We start from the raw sequence: 23,751 nt of genomic DNA on the forward strand, positions 1-23,751 counted from the left end.
AGTACTGTGCTGCCGTGCCTCTGCTCTCAGCCCTGATCCGACGCCGTCCCGAAGCGACCACCCACTCTCGATCCTCCGTCAGGAGCCGTGGCGCGATGCTCCTTCCGAGCGTCGTCGTCGCGGCGCTCGTCGGCTTCAGCGCGCTCTTCACCGCGAGTGGTGCCGCGGCGATGCCCGGCGGTGACCTGCTGCGGCCGTCCTCGTTCACGCTCGTGAAGGATCCGATCACCGGCTCCGTCTACGAGTCCTGGGAGGTGGCACCCGGAATCGCGGTCGCCGCCCGGCCTCGCGAGGGCGGACAGACGGAGTCGCCGCAGGCGGGACTGCGCACCTATTGGCTGGTGCGGTCGATGATCGACCAGCTGCGGTCGACGGAGCCCGCGAGGAGTCTCGTGGAGGCCGTCCCGGATCTTCTGGGGGCGAAGAAGGCGAACGGCAACCGGTTCCTGGACAGCGACGGCAACCTGTCCAGCGTGCGGGTCCTGATCGCGCCGGCCTCCCGGTGGGTATCGGTGGCGCTGAACAGGGACGAGGCCGTCGGCGGCGGGGGCTCCGACAGCGTCCTGCACTTCGACCCCGACCGCGCCCTGTCCTACTTCGACTCCCGGACGGGCGAGATCCGCCTGTTCTCGCCGACGGTCGTCTTCGCCCACGAGCTCTACCACTCCGTGCAGTCCCTCGCCGGCGCGAACATCGACCGCAGCACCGAGGCGGTCGTCGCCACACCGCTGCGATCCGGAGACCTGCGCTCGCCGGGAACGACGGAAGCCGAGCGGGACCTCTCGATCAGGGTCTCGGAGCTGGTGACGACCGGTGGCGCTCGGGGCCTCGAGGCGGTGAAGCACGCCGGCCTCGCAGGCGGCGAGGACAGCGACGGGGAGTTCGAGGCGTCGGACTTCGAGCGCGTGGCCAATCCCTACCTGGCGGGGGCACTCGACCGTGCAGAGATCGATGAGTGGACTGCGAAGGACGCTCCGCCAGACGAGCGGGAGGCTCTGGCTCGCCGCAAGCAGGCCATCGACCGGCTGGTGACGCAGCATCCCACCGAGGTCAGGGTGGCTGCGGCGCTGAACCTCCCCACGCGCAGCGAGTACACCGCGATGAGGCGAGTGATCGGTACCGGCGCGGCGATCAGCTCGGTCGGAGTGTTCGAGGTGCGCGGGCCACTCGGGACCGAGGATCTTCTCCATCCCCTCGAGTCGGCGAACCTTCGTCTCGAGCGGTCCCTCGAGGACGTCTGGGCCGGGAAGAGCGTCCCCCTCGCGAAACCTCCGGCCGCAACCTCCTCTGCCGAGGAGTGCGTCCTCTGCGAGGTGACCGCCAAGGAGGAGAACCGGAACACCGTTTGGGCCGCGGGCCGTGCAGAGGCCGAGAAGCCGCCGGTCGTCGCTCCGGAGGCTGCGAAGCCGCCGGTCGTCGCTCCGGAGGCTGCGAAGCCGCCGGTCGTCGCTCCGGAGGCCGCGAAGCCGCCGGTCGCCGGTGAGAAGTCGAGCGCCGGGAAGGCTCCGCCGGCGGCCCCCTCGCAGGAACGAGCGCCGGCGCGACCTCAGCCCTCCCGACCGCACGCGCCTGCGCACCACGGTCGCCACTGAGCGGCGGCGCGAGGCTCGGCGAGTCCGGCGACGCGGGCGCGGGCTGCTCGATAACGACGACGGGCGGGTCGGATGCGCGAGCATCCGCTCCGCCCGCCGTCGTGCAGGACGGGCTGCGGTCAGCCGACGTGGCGCAGGAAGAGCGCGCCGAGCGGGGGCAGGATCAGCTCGGCAGAGGCCGGGCGGCCCGCCCAGGGCTCGTCGCGGGCCTCGACCGCGCCGAAGTTGCCGACTCCGGAGCCGCCGTAGATCTCGGCGTCCGTGTTGAGCAGCTCCTCCCAGCGGCCGGCCTCGGGGAGGCCGACGCGGTAGCCGTGCACCGGCGAGCCGGAGAAGTTCACGATGACCGCGACCGCGCGGCCGGCCTTGTCCTTGCGGAGAAAGGAGATCACGTTCGGGGCCGCGGCACCGCCGTCGATCCACTCGAAGCCGGCCTGGTCGTTGTCGAGCTCGTTCAGCGACGGGACCTCGCGGTAGAGGCGGTTCAGCTCGCCGACGAGGCTCCACAGCCCGCGGTGGCTGGGCTGGTCGAGGATCCACCAGTCCAGCCCGCGCTCCTCGGACCACTCCGAGTACTGCCCGAACTCCTGGCCCATGAAGAGCAGCTGCTTGCCCGGGTGCGCCCACATGAACGCCAGGTAGGCGCGCACGTTCGCCAGCTGCTGCCAGTGGTCGCCGGGCATCTTCTGGATCAGCGAACCCTTGCCGTGCACGACCTCGTCGTGGCTGATCGGCAACACGAACTGCTCGCTGAAGGCGTAGACGAAGGAGAAGGTGATCTCGCCCAGGTGGTACTGACGCCACAGCGGGTCGTTCGCCATGTAGCGCAGCGAGTCGTTCATCCAGCCCATGTTCCACTTGAGCCCGAAGCCGAGCCCGCCGGAGACGGTGGGCTGGGTGACGCCGGGCCAGCTGGTGGACTCCTCGGCGATCATCATGATGCCGGGGTAGAGCTTGTAGGCGGTGGCGTTCACCTCCTGCAGGAAGCTGATCGCCTCGAGGTTCTCGCGGCCGCCGTGCTCGTTGGGCAGCCACTCGCCCTCCTTGCGGGAGTAGTCGAGGTAGAGCATCGACGCCACGGCGTCGACCCGCAGGCCGTCGACGTGGAACTCCTCGAGCCAGAACAGCGCGTTGGCCACGAGGAAGTTGCGGACCTGGGTGTGCCCGAAGTCGAAGACGTAGGTGCCCCAGTCCATCTGCTCGCCGCGACGCCAGTCCGGGTGCTCGTAGAGGGGCTCGCCGTCGAAGCGGGCGAGCGCGAAGTCGTCCTTCGGGAAGTGCCCGGGCACCCAGTCGACGAGCACGCCGATGCCGGCCTGGTGCAGCCGGTCGATCAGGTACTTGAGGTCGTCGGCGGTGCCGAAGCGGCTCGACGCCGCGTAGTAGCCGGTGACCTGGTAGCCCCAGGAGCCGCCGAAGGGGTGCTCGGCGAGCGGCATGAACTCGACGTGGGTGAAGCCCAGCGTGGTGACGTACTCGATCAGCGGATCGGCGAGCTCGCGGTAGCCGAGACCGGGCTTCCAGGAGCCGAGGTGCATCTCGTAGACGCTGATCGGCTGGGTGTGCGGGTCGACGCTCGCGCGCTGCTCCATCCAGCCGGAGTCGCTCCACTGGTGGTGGGAGACGGGGACGCGCGAGGCGGTCGCCGGCGGCACCTCCGTGGCGCGGGCCATCGGGTCGGCCTTGCGGACCCAGCGGCCGTCGCGCGAGAGCAGGTCGAACTTGTACGAGGCGCCGGGCTCGACGCCGGGGACGAAGATCTCCCAGACGCCGTTGACGCCGAGGTTGCGCATCGCGTGGCCCTCGCCGCACCAGTCGTTGAAGTCGCCGACGACGCGGACGGCCTGGGCGTGCGGCGCCCAGACGGCGAACGAGGTGCCCCAGACGCCCTCGTGCTCGCGGTGACGCGCGCCGAGCGCCTCCCAGAGCCGCTCGTGCCGGCCCTCGCCGATCAGGTAGAGGTCGAAGTCGCCGACCGTCTTGGTGAAGCGGTACGGGTCCTCGGCGGTCCAGGAGGAGCCGTCGCCGTAGTGCGCCTCGACGGTGTACGCCTGCGGGTCCTCGTCGTGGACGCCCTGCCAGAGGCCGTCGTGCAGGTGCTCGAGCTCGACGCGGACGCCGCCGGCCAGGACGGCCGTGACGGCGTCGGCGAGCGGCCGGCGCACGCGGACGACCGCGCCGCCGCCGGGGAGCGGGTGCTGCCCGAGGACGTCGTGGGGGAGCGCGTTGCTGCCGGTCGCCAGCTGCTGGAGGACCCACTCGGGGAACTCGGGGAGCGCGTCGACCTCGGAGTCCGGCGCCGGGGCGGGGTCGGAGTCGCTCGTCTCGGCGATCGGTGCGTCCGCCGCGGCGGTCGGCTCGGGCGGCGTCAGCGGCTCGAGGGTCGCGGACGAAGCGGTCGGCTCCGGCGGCGTCAGCGGCTCGGGGGTAGCGGACGCCGTGGTCGGCTCGGGCGGCAGGAGCGGCTCGGGCGGCGCGACGGGCTCGGGCGGGGTGAGCCGCTCGGGCGCCGCGGACGACTCCTCGGCCGCGGGCTCCGCGACGTGCGCGCCCGTGGTCGTGGCCGAGCTCGTGCCGGTCGTCACGACGGTCTCCACTCGCGGCTCGACGCCCGCCGCGTCGGCGGGGCTGCCGGCCTCGGCGGGGACGACGTCCTGCGCCGGCCCCGTCCCGCGCTCGCTCTCGTCCGTGCTCTCGACCGGGCTCGTGCCCTTGTCCTCGGGAACCGTCATCGTCCGTCCGCCTTCACGCTCAGGATGTGCACGGGCTCGACGAAGGAGTCGAGCCGCACGTAGTTGTCGCTGCCCCAGGTCCACACGGCACCGGTGATCAGGTCCTCGACCTCGTAGGTCGAGCTCCAGTCCAGCCCGAGGGACGGCAGGTCGATGTGCACCGTGGTCTCGCGCGCCGAGTGCGGATCGGTGTTGACCACGACCAGGAGGGTGTCGTCGCTGCCGGTGCCGGTGAACGCGCGGTCCAGGTGCTTGGAGTAGACGAGGATCGCGTCGTCGTCGCTGCCGTGCACCTGCAGGTTGCGGCGCTGGGCGAGCGCGGGGTGCGCCCGGCGGATCTCGTTGAGCCGGGTGATGTACGGGGCGATCGTCGAGCCGTCGGCGTCGGCCGCGGCCCAGTCGCGCGTCTTGTACTCGAACTTCTCGTTATCGATGTTCTCCTCGGCACCGGGGCGCGCGACGTTCTCGATCAGCTCGTAGCCGGCGTAGACACCCCAGAGCGGCGAGGCCGTCGCGGCGAGTGCGGCGCGGACCTTGTAGGCCGAGCGGCCGCCGTACTGGAGGTACTCGGTGAGGATGTCCGGCGTGTTCACGAAGAGGTTCGGCCGCATGTAGTCGGCCGTCTCGTGCGAGATGCTCGTGAAGAACTCCTCGAGCTCCTCCTTGGTGTTGCGCCAGGTGAAGTACGAGTACGACTGCTGGAAGCCCACCTTGCCGAGCGCCCGCATGATCGCCGGGCGGGTGAACGCCTCCGCGAGGAAGACGACCTCGGGGTTCTCGGCGTTGACCTCGTGGATGATCCACTCCCAGAAGTCGAGCGGCTTCGTGTGCGGGTTGTCGACGCGGAAGATCTTCACGCCGAGCGAGATCCAGTAGCGCAGGACGCGCAGCGCCTCCTGGCGGATGCCCTCGGGGTCGTTGTCGAAGTTGATCGGATAGATGTCCTGGTACTTCTTCGGCGGGTTCTCGGCGTAGGCGATCGAGCCGTCCGGCAGCGTCGTGAACCACTCCGGGTGGCTGGTCACCCAGGGGTGGTCCGGCGAGGCCTGCAGCGCGAAGTCGAGCGCGAGCTCGAGGCCCGCGGCGGTGACGGCGTCGTGGAATGCCGTGAAGTCCTCCACGGTGCCGAGGTCGGGGTGGATCGCGTCGTGCCCGCCCTCGGGGGCGCCGATCGCCCACGGGGAGCCGGGGTCGCCCGGGCCGGCGTTCAGCGTGTTGTTGGGGCCCTTGCGGAAGTTGCGGCCGATCGGGTGGATCGGCGGCAGGTAGAGCACGTCGAAGCCCATCGCCGCGACGGCGGGGAGACGGTCGATCGCGGTGCGGAAGGAGCCGGAGGTGACGGTGCCGTCCTCGTTCCGGACGGCGCCCTCGGAGCGGGGGAAGAACTCGTACCAGGCGCCGACGCCCGCGCGGGTGCGCTCGACATGCACGGTGCGCGGCTCGGAGACGCTCGCGAGGCTCATCACGGGGCGCGCGGTGAAGGCGCCGTGCACGGCGGGGTCCTCGGCCGCGGCGAGGCGCGCCTCGGGGGTGAGCGACTCGTCCGCCACGGTGGCGGCGGCGTCGGAGAGCAGGGAGCGCTCGGCCTCGGAGCGGGCGTCGTCGCCGGCCGCGGTGCGCAGGAGGCCCTCGCCGATCGCGAAGGTGACGGCGATGTCCAGGCCGGCCGGGATCTTGACCTCGGCGGTGTGCAGCCAGGTCGCCCAGTCGTCGGCGAAGGCGCGGATGCGGTACGTCCAGTCGCCCTCGTCGTCGAGGAGGACGAGGCGCCCGTAGCGGTCGGTGCCGGTGGCGATCAGCGCCATCCGGTGCTCCGACTCGGTGCCGGCGGGGGAGGTGAGCAGCAGATCGACGCCGATCAGGTCGTGCCCCTCGCGGAACGCCGTCGCCGCGAACGGGACGACCTCGCCGACGAAGGCCTTCGCCGGCCAGCGGTCGTCCTCGAGCCGCGGCTGCGGGTCGATGATCGGGATGCGCTCGGCGCGCACCCGGTAGCCGGAGCCGGTCGGAGGCGACTGCTCCGCGGTCTCCGCCGCAGCCTCGGGAGCCGGCGCCGCGTCGGCCGTCCCCGGTGCCACAGGCGCCTGCGCCTGCGCGGCCGGAGCCGGTGCCGTGCGATCCTGCGCATCCTGTGCCGCCGCCTCCGGCGACGGGGGTGTCTGCGCGGCCGGAGTCTCCTCGCGGGCCGCACCTCCCCGAGCCGCTCGTCGTGCGTCCTTGCCGTGCGAAGCCTTGCCGAAAGGTGTCTGAGCCACGTCACGACAGTAGCGACCGGCGATGCCTTTGGCACGCCGGTTGCGAACGCGCGCGCCGCTGTGCAAAAGGGCCGGCGCCACGGCCGACGGCGCCCGCGGGCACTCCGCTACAGTGTGCGAGCGCGACCGCCCCGGCCGTCCGCAGGGGGTGCTCGCCGGGGTCCGCAGTCGCCGGGATCAGCCGGTCGTCGTACCGGCAGAGAGTCGAGGAGTGCCGTGAAGGCCATCCGCCGCTTCACCGTCCGATCGGTCCTGCCGCCCGAGCTGTCCGCGCTCGGCGAGCTGGCGGGCAATCTGCGCTGGGCCTGGCACGAGCCGACGCGGCGCCTGTTCGAGCGGGCGGACGCCGAGCTGTGGCAGCGCAGCGGCGGCGACCCGACCGCGCTGCTCGGCGCGATCGCGCCCGAGCGCCTCGCCGAGCTGGCCCGCGACCAGGGCTTCGTCGACGACGCCTGGCGCCTGCGCGACGACCTCGAGCGCTACCGCACCGAGCCGCGCTGGTACCAGTCGCTGCCGGAGTCGGCGCCGCGCTCGATCGCCTACTTCTCGCCCGAGTTCGGCATCGCCGCCGCGCTCCCGCAGTACTCCGGCGGTCTGGGCATCCTCGCGGGCGACCACCTCAAGGCCTCCTCGGACCTCGGCGTCCCGCTGACGGGCGTCGGCCTCTTCTACCGCTCGGGCTACTTCTCCCAGGGGCTCTCCGCCGACGGCTGGCAGCTCGAGTCCTACCCCTCGCTCGACCCCGACGGCCTGCCGCTGCGGATCGTGCGGCTGGCGGACGGCTCCGCGGCGCGGATCGTGCTGGCCCTGCCGGACGGGCGCGCGCTCTACGCCCGGGTCTGGCGGGCCGAGGTGGGCCGGGTGACGCTGCTGCTGCTCGACACCGACGTCCGCGAGAACGAGGACGCCTTGCGCACGGTCACCGATCGGCTCTACGGCGGCGGCGGCGAGCACCGCCTCCTGCAGGAGCTGCTGCTGGGCATCGGCGGCGTGCGCGCCCTCGAGCTGTGGGCCGAGGTCTCGGGCACGCCGCTCGCGGAGGTGTTCCACACCAACGAGGGGCACGCGGGCTTCCAGGGGCTCGAGCGCATCTCCGGCCTGATCGGCTCGGGCCTCGACTTCGACCAGGCGCTGCAGGTCGTCCGCGCGAGCACGGTCTTCACTACGCACACGCCGGTGCCCGCGGGCATCGACCGCTTCGACCGCGGGATGATCGAGCGGTACTTCACCACTGAGCTGCTGCCGGGCGTGCAGATCGAGGACGTGCTGGCGCTGGGCTCCGAGTCGACCACGGGCGGTGCGAGCGACGTCTTCAACATGGCGTTCATGGGGCTCCGCCTGGCGCAGCGCTCCAACGGCGTCTCGAAGCTGCACGGCGAGGTGAGCCGCTCGATGTTCTCCGGGCTCTGGCCGGGCTTCGACACGGCGGAGGTGCCGATCGGCTCGGTCACGAACGGCGTGCACGCGGCGACCTGGACCGATCCGATCCTCCGGGGTCTCGCCCGCGACCGGCTCGGTACCGACGACACCACCCGCGCCGACTGGGCGTCCGGCGCCTTGAGCGACGGCGAGCTCTGGCAGGCGCGGCGCTCGATGCGCGAGCAGCTGGTGCGCGACGCCCGGGCGCGCGCCGCCCGCTCCTGGCGCGAGCAGAACCCCGGCGGCCTGACTCCGGCCTGGCTGGACGAGCTGCTCGACCCGGACGTGCTCACCATCGGCTTCGCCCGGCGCGTGCCCACCTACAAGCGGCTGACGCTGATGCTGCACGACCCGGAGCGGCTGCGCGCGCTGCTGACGCACCCGGAGCACCCGATCCAGATCGTGATCGCCGGCAAGTCGCACCCCGCCGACGAGGAGGGCAAGCGGCTGATCCAGAAGCTGGTCCGCTTCGCTCAGGAGCCGGACGTGCGCCGGCGGATCGTCTTCCTGCCCGACTACGACATTGCGATGGCGCAGCTGCTCTACCCGGGCACCGACGTCTGGCTGAACAACCCGCTGCGTCCGCTCGAGGCCTGCGGCACCTCCGGGATGAAGGCCGCGCTGAACGGCTCGCTGAACCTGTCGATCCTCGACGGCTGGTGGAACGAGTACTTCGACGGCGAGAACGGCTGGGCGATCCCGTCCTCCGACCGCGACCTCGATCCGGAGTCGCGCGACACGCTCGAGGCGGACGCGCTCTACGAGCTGCTCGAGAGCGAGGTCGTGCCGCGCTACTACGAGCGCGACCACGACGGGGTGCCGCGCCGCTGGGCGCGCTCGATCCGGCACACGCTGGCGACGCTCTCACCGGAGCTGTCGGCCGAGCGGATGGTGCGCCAGTACGTCGAGGCGCTCTACCAGCCCGCCGCCGAGGCCGGGCGCGAGATCGCGGCCGACCACTTCGAGCCGGCCAAGGAGCTGTCGGCCTGGAAGCAGCGGGTCCGCGCGGGCTGGCCGGGCGTGGCGGTCGCCTCCGTGGAGTCCGGCGGCATCGACGCGGTGCCCCAGCGCGGCGACCGGCTCGCCCTGCGCGCGGGGGTGCGCCTCGGCGAGCTCTCGCCCGAGGACGTCGTGGTGCAGGTCGTCTCGGGCACCACCGCGGCGGACGGCTCGCTCGTCGACGTCCGCCTGCACGAGCTCGAGGTCGCCGAGGAGTCGGGCGCGGTCGTGCCCGCCGACGCGGTCGGCCGCGTGCCCTACGCCGGCGAGATCGTCCTCGACCGCAGCGGCTCCTTCGGCTACACCGTCCGCGTCGTGCCGCGGCACCCGCTGCTCGCCCGCTCGGCCGAGCTCGGCCTGGTCGCGGCGGCCGGCTGACGCGCCCCGATGCCGGTCGAGCAGCCGCGGAGCGTCCGTTCGGAGTCATGCTGGTCGAGTAGCCGCGGAGCGGCGTATCGAGACCCGGCCTCCAGGTGACGGTGGATCTCGATACGCCCTCTGCGAGGGCTACTCGATCAGCATGTCTCGATCCGCCTTCTGCGAGGGCTGCTCGATCAGCAGGGAGGCGGCCTCCGTGCATGCTGGTGGAGCTGCCGCGAAGCGTCCTCTCAGATGCATGCTGGTCGAGTAGCCGCGCAGCGGCGTATCGAGACCCGCCCGCCCTCAGCGCGCGATGTCCGCGACGATCGCGCCCGTCGCGGCGACGAGGTCCGCCGGCGCGAGCTCGATGTCGAAGCCGCGGCGGCCGCCGGAGACGAGCACGGTGTCGTACAGCTCCGCCGTCTCGTCGAGCACCGTGCGGTGCCGCGTCTTCTGCCCGATCGGCGAGATGCCGCCGAGCACGTAGCCGGTGCGCCGCTGTGCGAGCGCCGGGTCGGCCATCGCCGCCCGCTTGCCGCCGACCGCCGCCGCCAGCTCCTTGAGCCCCAGCTGCCCGGTCACCGGCACGATGCCGACGACCAGCTCGCCGTCGACGTCGACCAGCAGCGTCTTGAACACCCGCTCCGGCTCCACCCCGAGCGCCTCGGCCGCCTCGCCGCCGTAGCTCGCCGCCCCGGGATCGTGCCGGTACTCCCGCGGCACGAAGGCGATTCCCGCCGCGGTCAGCGCGAGCGTCGCCGGAGTCCCCGGTCCGCCCTTCATCAGCTCGCGGCGGCCGGACGCGGGCCGTGCGCGGCGAAGAGCTGCATCGAGGTGCCGGCGACGCGGACGACCTGCCCCGGCTCGAACGACTCGCCGTGCTCGAGCGGCACCGACTCCTCACTGCTCCACAGCCGGGTGTACCCGGTGACGTTCTCGCTCTCGGCGAGGACCACCGAGGTGTCCGCCTCGACGCCGTGCACGATCAGCAGGACGCGGTCGAACTCCTCCGTCTCGGGAGTCGACGCCGCCAGGTACTGCAGCGTGCGGTTCTCCGCCGAGGTCCAGTCGTGCTCGGACATCGTCCGCCCGTGCGCGTCGAACCACTGCATGCTCGTCGCACCCGGCGTCACCGCACCGCCGCGCCCGTAGTGCGAGGGCCGCAACGCCGGGTGCTCGCGGCGCAGGCGGATCAGCGTCCGGGCGTGCTCCCGCAGCTCGAGCTGCCAGTCGCTGCGCCCGTCCCAGCGCAGCCAGGTGAGGTCTGAGTCCTGGCAGTAGGCGTTGTTGTTGCCGCGCTGACTGCGGCCGAACTCGTCGCCGGCCGTGATCATCGGCACACCGGCCGAGAGCAGCAGCGTCCCGAGCAGGTTCCGCATCGCCTTCCGCCGGCCCCGGTTGACGCCGTCGTCGGTGGTCGGCCCCTCGAAGCCGTGGTTGAAGGAGCGGTTGGTGTCGGCGCCGTCGCGGTTCGACTCGCCGTTGCCGATGTTGTGCTTGACGTTGTAGGAGACCAGGTCGGCGAGCGTGAAGCCGTCGTGCGCCGTGACGAAGTTGACGGAGGCGAGCGGCCCGCGCTCGAGCGAGAACGTGTTCGACGAGCCGGAGAGCCGGGTCGCGAAGCCGCCGATGCCCACCGGCGCCGTTCCCGCGCGCCGGGCGTAGTCGATGTCCGAGAGCCAGAAGTTGCGGGCGCGGTCGCGGTAGCGGTCGTTCCACTCCGACCAGCCGTCGGGGAAGTTGCCGGTCTGCCAGCCGCCCATGCCGACGTCCCAGGGCTCGGCGATCATCTTCACGTCGGCGAGCGACGGATCCTCGATGGCCGCGCGCAGCAGCGGGTGGTCGCGCTGGAAGTGCGCGATCTCGTCCCGCCCGAGGGTCGCGGCCAGATCGAGCCGGAAGCCGTCGACCCCGACCTCGTCGGACCAGTAGCGGAGCGAGTCGAGCACCAGGCGCTGGGCGACGGGCCGGCCGAAGTCGATCGTGTTGCCGCAGCCGGTCACGTCGATGTAGTGGCCCTCGCCGGTCTGGCGGTAGTACGCCTGGTCGTCGATGCCGCGCAGGCTCGAGCGCGGACCCTGCGGCCCCTCCTCGGCGGTGTGGTTGTAGACCACGTCGAGGATCACCTCGAGCCCGGCCTCGTGCAGCAGCTTGACCATGCCCTTGAACTCGCGCAGCACCGCGGTCGGGCCGCCGCGCTGGGCGGCGGGGGAGGCGTAGGCGGCGTGCGGGCTGAAGAAGTTGAGGGTGTTGTATCCCCAGTAGTTGGTGAGCCCCTGGCGCAGCAGCCGCTGCTCCGAGACGAACGCGTGCACGGGGAGGAGTTCGACGGCGGTGACCCCGAGCTCGAGAAGCGACGAGACGGTGGACTCGTGCGCGAGGCCGGCGTAGCTGCCGCGCAGCTCGACGGGCAGCGCCGGGTTCAGCTTCGTCAGGCCCTTCACGTGCGCCTCGTAGATCACGGTGCGATCCAGCGGCGTGCGCGGCTTCTCGGAGGAGCCCCAGTCGAAGGAGTCGTCCACGACGACGGAGCGCCACTCGTTCTCGGCGACCCGGTGCAGCCCACGGGAGTACGGCTCGAGCAGGGGGACCCGCGGATCGAAGCGGCCGGGGACGCCCGAGGGCCCGTCCACCTTGATCGCGTAGCGGCGGCCGACGGTCAGCTGCGCGGCCCGGGCCGACCAGACGTCGTCCTCCCCGCGCGTCAGCGGGACGGTGCGGGTGACCCAGCTCGGGTCCTTCTCGTCGTAGAGCAGCAGATCGATGGCCGTCGCGTGCTCCGACCAGACCCGCAGCTCACCGCCCTCCGCGTCCACGACGACTCCGAGGCGGGCCAGGGAGTCGCGTGTCTGCATGCGACCTACAGTAGTGAGGGGCCGGAGACCTGCTCCGCACCCCGGACGCGGGACGGAGGGCGCCATGATCTATCTCGACCACGCGGCGACCACCCCGCTCCGGGCCTCGGCGCTCGCCGCCTTCGCCGAGGCGTCCGCGCAGCCCGGCAACCCCTCGTCGGTGCACGGCTCGGGCCAGGAGGCGCGCCGCCGGCTCGAGGACGCCCGCTCGGCGATCGCCGTCGCGCTCGGCTGCGAGCCGATCGAGGTGATCCTCACCGCGGGCGGCACCGAGGCGATCAACCTGGCGCTCAAGGGCCTCTACTGGCAGCGGGTCGCGGAGTCCCCGGCGCGCACGCGCATCCTCGTGCCCGGCGGCGAGCACCACGCCACGATCGACACGGTCGAGTGGCTGGCGGCCCACGAGGGCGCCCGCGTCGAGTGGCTCGAGCTCGACGCTGAGGGGACCCTGCGTCCCGAGACGCTCGAGGCGGCGCTCGCCGCGGACCCCGGCTCCGTCGCGGTGGTCTCCGCGCTCTGGGTGAACAACGAGATCGGCACGATCGCGCCGGTCGCCGAGCTGGCCGCGGTCTGCGCGCGGGCCGGCGTGCCGCTGCACCTCGACGCGGTCGCGGCGCTCGGACACGTGCCGCTCGAGATCGCGGCGGTGCGGCGCGCCTCCGGCTCCCGCGACGGCGCGGGCCTCGTCGCGGTCAGCGTCTCGGGGCACAAGGTCGGCGGGCCGATCGCGACCGGCGCCCTCGTCCTGGCGCGCGACGCCCGGGTCGTGCCGGTGCTGCACGGCGGCGGTCAGCAGCGCGGGGTCCGCTCGGGCACCCAGGACGTCCCCGGGGCGGCGGCGTTCGCGGCGGCCGTGACGGAGGCGGTCGCTGAGCTGCCCGAGGAGGCGCTGCGACTGGCGGCTCTGCGCGACCGGCTCGTCGCGGGGATCCTCGCGGCCGTCCCCGGAGCGACGCTGACCGGGCCGGCCGTCGACTCCGGCCGGCGGGTCGCGAGCAACGCGCACCTCGCCTTCCCCGGCGCGCAGGGCGACTCGCTCCTCTTCCTCCTGGACATGGCGGGCGTCTCGGTGTCGACCGGCTCGGCCTGCACGGCGGGCATCCCCGAGCCCTCGCACGTGGTGCTGGCGCTCGGCCGCAGCGAGGACGAGGCGCGCGGCGTGCTCCGGATGACGCTGGGCTGGACCACGACGGACGCCGACGTGGACGCGCTGCTCGCGGCGCTGCCGGGCGCGTACGCGCGGGCGGCTCGCGCCGGCCTGTCCAGCCGCGCCGTGCTCCCCGCCTGACGCCGCCTCCGCGCGGTACCCACCCGTTGTGCAGGCGCTCGTCCGTTGTGCAGGTGTCCGGCGCGAGTCGCCCGATCCTCCGTGCAGGTCTGCGCCGAACGCGCGCGATCACCTGCAGATCGGACGCGACCGGGGACGGACCGCCGCGAATCGCGCACACCGCACGCCCGCCGCCCGCTCGTAGACTCGGACGGTGAAGGTTCTTGCGGCGATGAGCGGTGGAGTGGACTCGGCGGTGGCCGCGGCCCGCGCGGTGGAGGCGGGGCACGAGGTGGTCGGCGTGCACCTCGCGCTGAGCAGGATGCCCGGCACGCTGCGCACCGGCAGCCGCGGCTGCTGCACGATCGAGGACTCGATGGACGCCCAGCGCGCCGCGAACGTCCTCGGCATCCCCTACTACGTGTGGGACTTCTCCGAGCGGTTCAAGCTCGACGTCGTCGACGACTTCGTGGCCGAGTACGCCGCCGGCCGAACCCCCAACCCGTGCATGCGCTGCAACGAGCGGATCAAGTTCGCGGCCCTGCTCGAGAAGGCGCTCGACCTCGGCTTCGACGCCGTCTGCACCGGCCACTACGCCTCGCTCGAGACCGCGGCCGACGGCAGCCCCGAGCTGCACCGCGCGAGCGACGAGGCGAAGGACCAGTCCTACGTCCTCGGTGTGCTCACCACCGCGCAGCTCGAGCACTCGATGTTCCCGCTCGGCTCGACGCCCTCGAAGGCGGTCGTCCGGGCGGAGGCGGCCCGCCGCGGCCTGAGCGTCGCGAACAAGCCGGACAGCTACGACATCTGCTTCATCCCCGACGGCGACACCCGCGGCTGGCTCTCGGAGCGCGTCGCCCCCGAGACCGGCGCGATCGTCGACCGCGACGGCGCGGTGGTGGGGGCGCACGAGGGAGCCCACGGCTACACGGTCGGCCAGCGCCGGGGCCTGCACCTCGGCGTGCCCGCGCCGGACGGCCGCCCGCGGTTCGTGCTCGAGGTGCGGCCGAAGACCAACGAGGTCGTCGTCGGTCCGCGGGAGGCGCTGCGCATCGGCGAGATCGCCGGCTCGCGCTTCACCTGGGCCGGCGCGGCGCCGGAGGACGCGTCGACGCCGTTCCGCTGCGACGTGCAGATCCGCGCGCACGCCGACCCGGTCCCGGCGACCGCGGTCGTGTCGGACGTCTCTGGGAAGGTGGAGCTCGTGATCACTCCCGACTCGCCGCTCGACGGCGTCGCCCCCGGCCAGACGGCCGTCGTCTACCTCGGCACCCGCGTGCTCGGCCAGTGCACGATCGACCGCACGGTCGCGGCCGACCTCGCCGGTGCCTCCGCGAGCGGGGCGGTGCTCTGATGGCCGCGAAGTCCGGGGCGGGCGCGACTCCGGCGGCGGACCTCGATCCGGCGCAGCGCGTCGACGAGCTGCGCGCGCGGATCCGCTCGGCGAGCGAGGACTACTACGCGGCCGACGCCTCGCCGCTCGCCGACGCCGAGTACGACGCGCTCGTCCGCGAGCTCGCCGAGCTCGAGACGGCGCACCCCGAGCTGGCCACCGAGGACTCGCCGACGCAGACCGTCGGGGGAGTGGTCGCCGCCGGTCTCGACCCGATCGATCACGCCGAGCGGATGCTCTCGCTCGACAACGTCTTCTCGGCCGAGGAGCTGCGCGAGTGGTGCGACAAGACCGTCGCCTCCGCCGCCCGCCCGGTCGCCTGGCTGACCGAGCTCAAGATCGACGGACTCGCCATCTCGCTGCACTACGAGAACGGCCGCCTCGTCACCGCCGCCACCCGCGGTGACGGGCGCACCGGCGAGGACGTCACCGTCAACGCTCTGCGCGTGGCCGGCATCCCGCAGCAGCTGGAGGGCGAGGGGCACCCCGCTCTGGTCGAGGTCCGCGGCGAGGTCTTCATCCCCGTGCGCGAGTTCGCGGCACTGAACGCCCTGCAGGAGACCCTGCGGGACGAGGCCGTCGAGGAGGCGCGCGAGCGCTGGTCGGCCAGGCCGAGCGCCACCCGCAAGCCCTTCGACGAGGAGCGGGTCCGCGACAGCGCCCTGCGCCGCTTCCCCACCTTCGCCAATCCGCGGAACGCCGCGAGCGGCGGGCTCCGCCAGCAGCTCGACAAGAAGTCCGGCCTCGACCTCCGAGCCGGCGAGGCGCGGGTCGGCTCGCTCGCGCTCTACGTGCACGGCATCGGCGCCTGGCCGGACCCGCCGGTGCAGAGCCAGTCCGAGGTCTACGGGCTGCTCGCCTCCTGGGGTCTGCCGGTCAGCGCGCACAACCGGGTGTCGGAGTCGGTGGACGAGGTCCTCGCCTTCGTCGAGCAGTACGGCCGCGAGCGCCACTCGGTCGAGCACGAGATCGACGGCGTCGTCGTCAAGGTCGACGAGCTGGAGCTGCACGACGAGCTCGGCGCCACCAGCCGCGCCCCGCGCTGGGCCATCGCCTACAAGTACCCGCCCGAGGAGGTGCACACCAAGCTCCTCGACATCGTCGTCAGCGTCGGCCGCACCGGCCGGGCCACCCCGTTCGCGCAGATGGAGAAGGTGAAGGTCGCAGGCTCGGAGGTGCGCCAGGCCACGCTGCACAACGCCGACGTGGTGAAGGCCAAGGGCGTGCTGATCGGCGACACCGTCGTGCTGCGCAAGGCCGGCGACGTCATCCCCGAGGTGCTCGGCCCGGTGATCGAGCTGCGCGACGGCAGCGAGCGCGAGTTCGTGATGCCGACGCAGTGCCCCGAGTGCGGCACGACCCTCGCCCCCGCCAAGGAGGGCGACGTCGATCTGCGCTGCCCGAACGCCCGCTCCTGCCCCGCGCAGGTGCGCGGCCGCGTCGAGCACATCGGCAGCCGCGGCGCGCTCGACATCGAGGTGCTTGGCGAGGTGACCGCCGCGGCGCTGACCCAGCCGTTCGTGCCCGCGGAGCCGCCGCTCGACACCGAGGCCAGCCTTTTCGAGCTGCGGATCGAGGACGTCTTCCCGATCGAGGTCGTCGTCCGCGACAGCGAGACCGGCCTGCAGAAGCTCGACGACCGGGGCGAGGCGAAGGTCGTCGGCCCGTTCAAGCGGAAGCGGCAGAAGCGCGACGGCCCGTTCGACCCGGAGGCGGAGGTGTTCGGCGGCGACGCGGAGTACGTCCCGTCGACGACCGGCCTCGCGCTGATCGCCAACATCGAGAAGGCGAAGACGTCGCCGCTCTGGCGCTTCCTGGTGTCGCTCAGCATCCGGCACGTCGGCCCGGTCGCCGCGCGCGCCCTGGCCGGGCACTTCGGCTCGCTCGACGCGATCCGCGCGGCCAGCCGCGAGGAGCTCGCCGCGGTCGACGGCGTCGGCGGCATCATCGGCGACGCGGTGCTCGCCTGGTTCGAGGTCGACTGGCACGCCGAGATCGTCGACCGCTGGGCGAAGGCGGGCGTGCAGTTCGCCACGCCCGGCCACCCCGGCCCCGGTGCGGCCGACGCCGCGGGCGGCGTCCTCGCCGGCCTCACCGTCGTCGCGACCGGCTCGCTCGAGGGCTACAGCCGCGAGGGGGCGCAGGAGGCGATCCTCGCCGCCGGCGGCAAGGCCGGCTCGAGCGTCTCGAAGAAGACGCACTACGTCGCCGCAGGGCCCGGCGCCGGCAGCAAGCTCGGCAAGGCTGAGGCGCTCGGCGTGCGGATCATCACCGCCGCGGAGTTCCACCTGCTCGTGACCGAGGGTCCTGACGCGATCGCGCTGCCTGAGGAAGCGGCCTCGGAGGAGACGGCCGGCGGCGCGCCCGTCGCCGACGCTCCCGCCGCCGACGGCACCGACCCGGTCGCCGCCGAGGCGTCGGCCGACGAGACCGCCGATGCGCCGACCGCCGATGCGCCCGCCGCTGAGGAGACCCCCGACGCGGATGCCTGACCGGCCCGGCGAGGAGCGGCGGGCCTTCCTCCGCCGCTCCTTCGCCGAGGCCGCCTCGACCGCGCTCGACGCCGCGGTTCGTGCGGCACCGCTGAACGCACGAGAGCGTGCCGCCGCCGCCGCGCTGGCCCGGATCGATCACCTCGTCGTCGTCTCCTTCGCCGGACGGCCGCGCCGCCAGGTCTTCGGTGCCCTCGACGGCGAGTCGGGCACCGACTTCGCCGGCGGCACCGACGAGGTGCTGACCGCCCCCGGTCCCGGCACCCCGGGAGACCGGTTCGCCCCCGCGATGCTCCCCGTGCACACGCTGCTCGCGCACTCGTTCGCGCGCGCCGACCACTGGCGCGCGGACGGCCGTGACCCGCTCCGACTGCTGCTCGACTCGGCCCGGCACGCCGGCACCCGCTGGTCCCTGGTCGTCGACGACCGGCAGGGTGTCTCGACCACGCTGCTCGCCGACCCCGAGTGGCCGCACCACGACCCCGCGGCCGTCGCCGCCGCCGAGGGAGCCCTTCTCCCGCTCTCCCGTCTCGCGGAGGCGGCCGCCGCGGGCACCCTGCCGCCGGTCGTCCTGGTCGAGCCCCGCTCGCTCGTCGATCCGGCCGACTTCGCCGCCGCCGCCGATCCGGGCCGGTCGAGATCTGCGGACGCGCGGACGGCCGAGCGGCTCCTGCACGAGACCGTCGACGCGGCCAGGGCGGCGGAGTCGGCCGGGCGCCGGGTGCTGCTGCTCGTCACCGCGCGCGGGCGGTCCGGTCGCCCCGGCGACGTCCCGGCCCTCCTCATCGCCTCGAGCGCGCGGCCCGGTGATCGTCTGACGGCCCGGCTCGGCCCGGCGACTCCCGCCCTCCTGCACCGCGCCCGCTTCGCCGCGGACCGCCGGGCGCTGGCGGACGACGGCGTGCTCGCCGTCGCCGAGGCGCTGTCCGGGCCCGCCCGGCCGCTGTCGCGCTATCCGCGCACGGCACCCGCCTTCGCGCCGGAGGACCCGGAGCGCTCGGTCGGGCCTGCCCTCGCCGCTGCCCTCGCCGCGGCGGGCGTCACCGCCGAGCCGGACGACGTCGATCAGGCCCTCATGATGCTCCGAGCCGCCGCCCCGGGCGCGTCGCTACACTCCCCGGAGGCACGGATCCGCGGCACGCGGGAAGGGCGGGACGCATGAGCGGCACCGACGGCGGCGGCGACCGCACCCCGCGAGACGACGCCCCTCGCTCCCGCTCCCGCCGCCGCTTCCTGGCCGGCGGCGCAGTAGCCGGCGGAGTCGCCGCCGCGGGCCTCACCGGCGGAGCGATCGGCGCGGCCGTCGCCTCCGGCCGGGACCGCGAGGCGGAGTCGCCCCTGCCGAAGCGCAGCGAGCCGGGCTTCGACCACGTCGTCGTCGTGATGTTCGAGAACCGCTCCTTCGACAACATCCTGGGGCAGCTCCACACGGCCGACGGCCCGCCCGCGGGCGAGACCTTCGAGGGCCTGCAGAGCGGCGAGCACTCCAACACCACCGCCGCGGGCGACACCGTCGCCGCGCACGTCTACCAGGGCGCGACCGACACGGTGATGCGCCAGCCCGATCCCGACCCGGGCGAGGAGTACCCGCACGTCAACACCCAGCTCTTCGGCACGATCGACCCGCCGTCCAACGCCGGGGCGTCGGTCGGCGCGATGACGGCCCCCTTCAACGCGCCCGCCGACGCCTCCGCGCCGACGATGAGCGGGTTCCTCGAGGACTACGTGCAGAACCTCCGCCACCTGAAGAAGGGCGAGGAGCCCACCCGCGAGGAGTACGGCACGATCATGGGCGGCTTCTCGCCGGACATGCTGCCCGTCTTCTCGACACTGGCCCGCGAGTTCGCCGTCTTCGACCACTGGTTCTGCGCCGTCCCCTCGCAGACCTTCTGCAACCGCTCCTTCTTCCACGCCTCGACCTCGCACGGCTTCGTCACCAACAAGCACGGCGGCGGCTACGAGAAGTGGCTCGCCGACGACCTCGCCGATGCGCCGACGGTCTTCAACCGCCTAGAGGAGGCCGGGAAGAGCTGGCGGGTCTACTTCGACGCGCTGCAGGTCGTCTCCTACACCGGCTTCCTGCACGCGCCGGTGCTCGAGAAGTACTGGAAGACCAACTTCGCCCCGATGGAGCAGTTCTACGCGGACGTCGCGAGCGGCGAGCTGCCCGACTACGCCTTCGTCGAGCCGCGGCTCGTCTTCGACCACAACGACATGCACCCGCCGACCGGCGTCCTGCACGAGGACGAGGTCGACGGGCAGCCGCTCTACGACAGCGCGCTGTCCGACGTCCGCGCCGGGGAGCTGCTGCTGCACGAGATCTACTCGGCGATCCGCGAGAGCGCGTCGACGACGGGCTCGAACGCGATCAACACCCTGCTGCTGGCCACCTTCGACGAGCACGGCGGTCTCTACGACCACGTGCCGCCGCCCGCCGCGACCCCGCCCGGCGACGGCCGCGAGGGCGAGATGGGCTTCGGCTTCGACCGCCTCGGCTGCCGCGTGCCGGCGATCGCGATCTCGGCCTACACGCGGGCCGGCACGATCCTGCACGACGAGATGCACCACGGCGCCCTGATCCGCACCCTCAGCCGCCTGCACGGGCTCGAGCCGCTCACGGCCAGGGACGCCGACGCGCCCGACCTCTTCGGCGTGGTCACCCTCGACACCCCGCGGCAGATCGACGACTGGCCGACCACCGTGCCGCAGTACCTCCCGCCGAATCCGGAGGCGACCCCGCCGCACCCGGCCAACGCGAACAGGGACAAGCCGCTCAGCCCGCCGGCCCTCGGGCTGATGGGCCTGCTGCTGGCCCGCTACGGCGAGCCCGGCGACGACCTGCCGACCACCTACCAGGGCGCCTACGAGGCGCTGCTGAAGCACGGCACGAGCCTCTTCGGCACCGGCACGGTCACCGCCTCGCCCACCGCCTCGCCCACCGCGTCGCCCGGGGCCTGAGCGGAGGGAGCGTCGGCGCCCCTGGCTAGACTGGACGCCGATTCCCACGAACCACCCGACGGAGACGCATGTCCGAGATCACGGCCGACACGGTCGCCCATCTGGCCTCGCTGGCCAGGATCGACCTCACCACCGAGGAGATCGAGAACCTCACCCGGGAGCTCGGTCAGATCGTCGACTCGGTGACGGCGATCCAGGCCGTCGCCACCCCCGACGTCCCGGCCACCAGCCACCCCATCCCGCTCGAGAACGTGTTCCGCCCCGACGTCGTGGGCGAGACACTGACCCTCGAGCAGGCGCTCTCCGGCGCTCCCGAGCACGACGGCAGCCGCTTCCAGGTCTCCGCGATCCTGGGGGAGGAGCAGTGAGCGCCCACGGCGACGAGCTCGTCCGCCTCAGCGCCTCCGCCCTCGCCTCGCGCCTCGCCGACGGCTCCGTCTCCTCGCGCGAGGCGACGCAGGCGCACCTCGACCGCATCGCGGCGGTCGACGGCGCGGTGCACGCCTTCCTGCACGTCGCGGGCGACGCCGCGACCGCGACGGCCGACGCGATCGACCGCCGCCGCGCCGAGGGCGAGTCGCTGCACCCGCTCGCCGGCGTCCCGCTCGCGGTCAAGGACGTCATCGTCACGAACGACATGCCGACCACCGCGGGCTCGCGCATCCTCGAGGGCTGGCGCCCGCCCTACGACGCGACCGTCATGCAGAAGATCCGCGCGGCCGGCCTCGTGCCGATCGGCAAGACCAACATGGACGAGTTCGCGATGGGCTCGACCACCGAGCGATCCGCCTACGGCCCCACCCACAACCCGTGGGACCTCGACCGCATCCCCGGCGGCTCCGGCGGCGGCTCGGCCGCGGCCGTCGCGAGCTACGAGGCGCCGCTGGCCCTCGGCTCCGACACCGGCGGCTCGATCCGCCAGCCCGCGCACGTCACCGGCACCGTCGGCGTCAAGCCGACCTACGGCGGGGTCTCCCGCTACGGCGCCGTCGCCCTGGCCTCGAGCCTCGACCAGATCGGCCCGGTCTCGCGCACGGTCCTGGACTCGGCGCTGCTGCACGACGTCATCGCCGGGCACGACCCGCGCGACTCGACCTCGCTCCGCGACGAGTGGCCCTCCTTCGCCGACGCGGTCCGCCGTGCCGACGTGAAGGGCCTGCGGATCGGCGTCCTCAAGGAGCTCGACGGGGGAGAGGGCTTCCAGCCCGGTGTCCTCGCCCGCTTCCACGAGGCCCTCGCGGTGCTCGAGAAGGCCGGCGCCGAGATCGTCGAGGTCAGCGCGCCGAGCATCGAGCACGCCGTCGCGGCGTACTACCTGATCCTCCCCGCGGAGGCGTCGAGCAACCTCGCGAAGTTCGACTCCGTGCGCTTCGGCCTCCGGGTCACCCCGAAGGGCGGCGGCACGGTCGAGCAGGTCATGGCCGCGACCCGCGAGCAAGGCTTCGGCCCCGAGGTGAAGCGCCGCATCATCCTCGGCACCTACGCGCTCTCGGCCGGCTACTACGACGCCTACTACGGCAGCGCGCAGAAGGTGCGCACCCTGGTCCAGCGCGACTTCGACGCCGCCTTCGCCTCGGTCGACGTGATCGCCTCGCCGACCGCGCCGACCACCGCCTACCGGCTCGGCGAGAAGCTCGACGACCCGCTGGCGATGTACCGCGGCGACATCGCCACGATCCCGGCGAACCTGGCCGGCATCCCCGGCATCTCGGTCCCCGCCGGTCTCGCCGACGAGGACGGCCTGCCGGTCGGCGTCCAGTTCCTGGCCCCCGCCCGCCAGGACGTCCGGCTCTACACCGTCGGCGGCGCGCTCGAGGCGCTCCTGGAGGAGCAGTGGGGCCACCCGCTGCTCTCGCAGGCGCCCGATCTCGCCGCCGCCCAGCTCTCCGCCCCCCAGGAAGGTGCCGTCTGATGGCCTCCGCGCACGCGTCCGCCCCCGAGCTGATGGACTACGACGAGGTCTTCGAGCGCTTCGAGCCGGTCCTCGGCTTCGAGGTGCACATCGAGCTCAACACGAAGACGAAGATGTTCTCGGACGCCCCGAACATCGCCGGCTCCGAGCCGAACACCAACACGACGCCGGTCTGCCTGGGCCTGCCCGGCTCGCTGCCGGTCGTCAACGAGCAGGCCGTCCGCTACTCGATCAGCCTCGGCCTCGCGCTCGGCTGCTCGATCGCGCCGTCCAGCCGCTTCGCCCGGAAGAACTACTTCTACCCGGACATGGCGAAGAACTACCAGATCTCCCAGTTCGACGAGCCGATCGCCTTCGAGGGCTCGGTCGAGGTCGAGCTCGCCGACGGCAGCGTCGTGCACATCCCGATCGAGCGCGCGCACATGGAGGAGGACGCGGGCAAGCTGACCCACGTCGGCGGCTCCACCGGCCGCATCCAGGGCGCGGAGTACTCGCTGGTCGACTACAACCGCGCCGGCGTCCCCCTGGTCGAGATCGTCACGAAGCCGATCCACGGCGCGGGCAAGAGCGCTCCGGAGTACGCCAAGGCCTACGTCGCCACCATCCGCGACATCGTCCTCGCGCTCGGCATCTCCGACGCGAAGATGGAGCGCGGCAACCTCCGCTGCGACGCGAACGTCTCGCTCAAGCCGATCGGCCAGGAGAGGCTCGGCACCCGCACCGAGACCAAGAACGTCAACTCGCTCCGCTCGGTCGAGCGCGCGGTGCGCTACGAGATCCAGCGCCAGGGCGCGATCCTCGCCGCCGGCGGCACGATCACGCAGGAGACGCGCCACTGGCACGAGGACACCGGCCGCACCTCGGCCGGGCGCCCGAAGAGCGACGCCGACGACTACCGCTACTTCCCGGAGCCCGACCTGCTGCCCGTGGTGCCGAGCCCCGAGCTGATCGAGGAGCTGCGCGCCGCGCTGCCCGAGAAGCCCGCCGCCCGCCGCCGCCGGCTGAAGGCCGACTGGGGCTTCACCGACCTCGAGTTCCAGGACGTCGCGAACAGCGGTCTCCTGGTCGAGATCAGCGAGACCGTCGCCGCCGGCGCCTCGCCGCAGGCCGCCCGCAAGTGGTGGACGGGTGAGATCGCCCGGCTCGCCAACGCGGCGGGGCAGGATCCGGCCGAGCTGGTGTCGCCCGAGCAGGTCGCCGAGCTCGCCGGGCTGATCGACGCGGGCACCCTCACCGACCGGCTCGCCCGCGAGGTGCTCCAGGGCGTCATCGCCGGCGAGGGCACCCCGCAGGAGGTCGTCGACGCCCGCGGGCTCGCGGTCGTCTCGGACGACGGCGCCCTGATCGAGGCGATCGACGCCGCCCTGGCCTCGCAGCCGGACGTGCTCGCGAAGATCCGCGACGGCAAGGTCCAGGCCGCCGGCGCGGTCATCGGCGCGGTGATGAAGGCGATGAAGGGCCAGGCCGACGCCGCCCGCGTCCGCGAGCTCGTCCTCGAGCGCGCGGCCGGCTGAGTC

General features: G+C 73.2%; 14 protein-coding genes. 10 read left to right on the plus strand and 4 right to left on the minus strand.

Annotated features, from left to right (window positions below; all coding sequences use genetic code 11):
- The first annotated feature begins 95 nt into the window (after positions 1-95).
- Positions 96-1,592 carry a hypothetical protein gene (locus C1I64_RS05070; protein WP_127886421.1) on the plus strand — a complete coding sequence of 499 codons (1,497 nt, stop codon included), beginning with the start codon at positions 96-98 and terminating at the stop codon, positions 1,590-1,592.
- Between the two features lie 119 nt (positions 1,593-1,711).
- On the opposite strand, the gene glgB is transcribed toward C1I64_RS05070, so the two are convergent.
- On the minus strand, positions 1,712-4,324 hold the full coding sequence (gene glgB / locus C1I64_RS05075; RefSeq protein WP_127886422.1) for a 1,4-alpha-glucan branching protein GlgB: 2,613 nt from the start codon (positions 4,322-4,324) through the stop codon (positions 1,712-1,714).
- Positions 4,321-6,402: an alpha-1,4-glucan--maltose-1-phosphate maltosyltransferase gene (locus C1I64_RS05080; RefSeq protein ID WP_127886423.1), complete on the minus strand. Its 2,082-nt coding sequence runs from the start codon at positions 6,400-6,402 to the stop codon at positions 4,321-4,323. The genes glgB and C1I64_RS05080 overlap by 4 nt, the downstream gene beginning before the upstream one ends.
- Positions 6,403-6,795: 393 nt before the next feature.
- On the opposite strand from C1I64_RS05080, the gene glgP reads away from it, so the two are divergent.
- A complete protein-coding gene (gene glgP, locus C1I64_RS05085; protein ID WP_127886424.1) occupies positions 6,796-9,375 on the plus strand; it encodes an alpha-glucan family phosphorylase in 2,580 nt (859 codons plus the stop codon).
- 285 nt (positions 9,376-9,660) lie between these two features.
- On the opposite strand, the gene ybaK is transcribed toward glgP, so the two are convergent.
- Both ybaK and glgX read right to left on the minus strand, forming a co-directional pair.
- Positions 9,661-10,140: a Cys-tRNA(Pro) deacylase gene (gene ybaK, locus C1I64_RS05090; RefSeq protein WP_127886425.1), complete on the minus strand. Its 480-nt coding sequence runs from the start codon at positions 10,138-10,140 to the stop codon at positions 9,661-9,663.
- Positions 10,140-12,212: a glycogen debranching protein GlgX gene (gene glgX / locus C1I64_RS05095; protein WP_127886426.1), complete on the minus strand. Its 2,073-nt coding sequence runs from the start codon at positions 12,210-12,212 to the stop codon at positions 10,140-10,142. Before glgX ends, ybaK begins: the two co-directional genes overlap by 1 nt.
- Before the next feature lie 64 nt (positions 12,213-12,276).
- On the opposite strand from glgX, the gene C1I64_RS05100 reads away from it, so the two are divergent.
- The 8 genes from C1I64_RS05100 to gatB all read left to right on the plus strand — a co-directional run bounded on the left by C1I64_RS05100 (position 12,277) and on the right by gatB (position 23,748).
- Complete coding sequence (locus tag C1I64_RS05100; RefSeq protein ID WP_127886427.1) at positions 12,277-13,500, plus strand: cysteine desulfurase family protein; 1,224 nt, start codon at positions 12,277-12,279, stop codon at positions 13,498-13,500.
- 193 nt (positions 13,501-13,693) lie between these two features.
- Entirely contained in the window at positions 13,694-14,833 is a 1,140-nt protein-coding gene (mnmA, locus tag C1I64_RS05105; protein ID WP_185019957.1) for a tRNA 2-thiouridine(34) synthase MnmA, read from the plus strand.
- Entirely contained in the window at positions 14,833-17,364 is a 2,532-nt protein-coding gene (ligA, locus tag C1I64_RS05110; protein ID WP_127886428.1) for an NAD-dependent DNA ligase LigA, read from the plus strand. Before mnmA ends, ligA begins: the two co-directional genes overlap by 1 nt.
- Positions 17,357-18,526, plus strand: coding sequence for a hypothetical protein (locus C1I64_RS05115; RefSeq protein ID WP_127886429.1), 1,170 nt, complete (start codon positions 17,357-17,359; stop codon positions 18,524-18,526). Before ligA ends, C1I64_RS05115 begins: the two co-directional genes overlap by 8 nt.
- On the plus strand, positions 18,523-20,322 hold the full coding sequence (locus C1I64_RS05120; protein WP_127886430.1) for an alkaline phosphatase family protein: 1,800 nt from the start codon (positions 18,523-18,525) through the stop codon (positions 20,320-20,322). The genes C1I64_RS05115 and C1I64_RS05120 overlap by 4 nt, the downstream gene beginning before the upstream one ends.
- 68 nt (positions 20,323-20,390) lie before the next feature.
- A complete protein-coding gene (gene gatC, locus C1I64_RS05125) occupies positions 20,391-20,690 on the plus strand; it encodes an Asp-tRNA(Asn)/Glu-tRNA(Gln) amidotransferase subunit GatC (protein ID WP_123445757.1) in 300 nt (99 codons plus the stop codon).
- A complete protein-coding gene (gatA, locus tag C1I64_RS05130) occupies positions 20,687-22,234 on the plus strand; it encodes an Asp-tRNA(Asn)/Glu-tRNA(Gln) amidotransferase subunit GatA (protein ID WP_127886431.1) in 1,548 nt (515 codons plus the stop codon). The genes gatC and gatA overlap by 4 nt, the downstream gene beginning before the upstream one ends.
- Positions 22,234-23,748 carry an Asp-tRNA(Asn)/Glu-tRNA(Gln) amidotransferase subunit GatB gene (gene gatB / locus C1I64_RS05135; RefSeq protein WP_127886432.1) on the plus strand — a complete coding sequence of 505 codons (1,515 nt, stop codon included), beginning with the start codon at positions 22,234-22,236 and terminating at the stop codon, positions 23,746-23,748. Before gatA ends, gatB begins: the two co-directional genes overlap by 1 nt.
- The last annotated feature ends 3 nt before the right edge of the window (positions 23,749-23,751 follow it).

The sequence above is a fragment of the Rathayibacter festucae DSM 15932 genome (assembly GCF_004011135.1).
Classification (GTDB): domain Bacteria; phylum Actinomycetota; class Actinomycetes; order Actinomycetales; family Microbacteriaceae; genus Rathayibacter; species Rathayibacter festucae.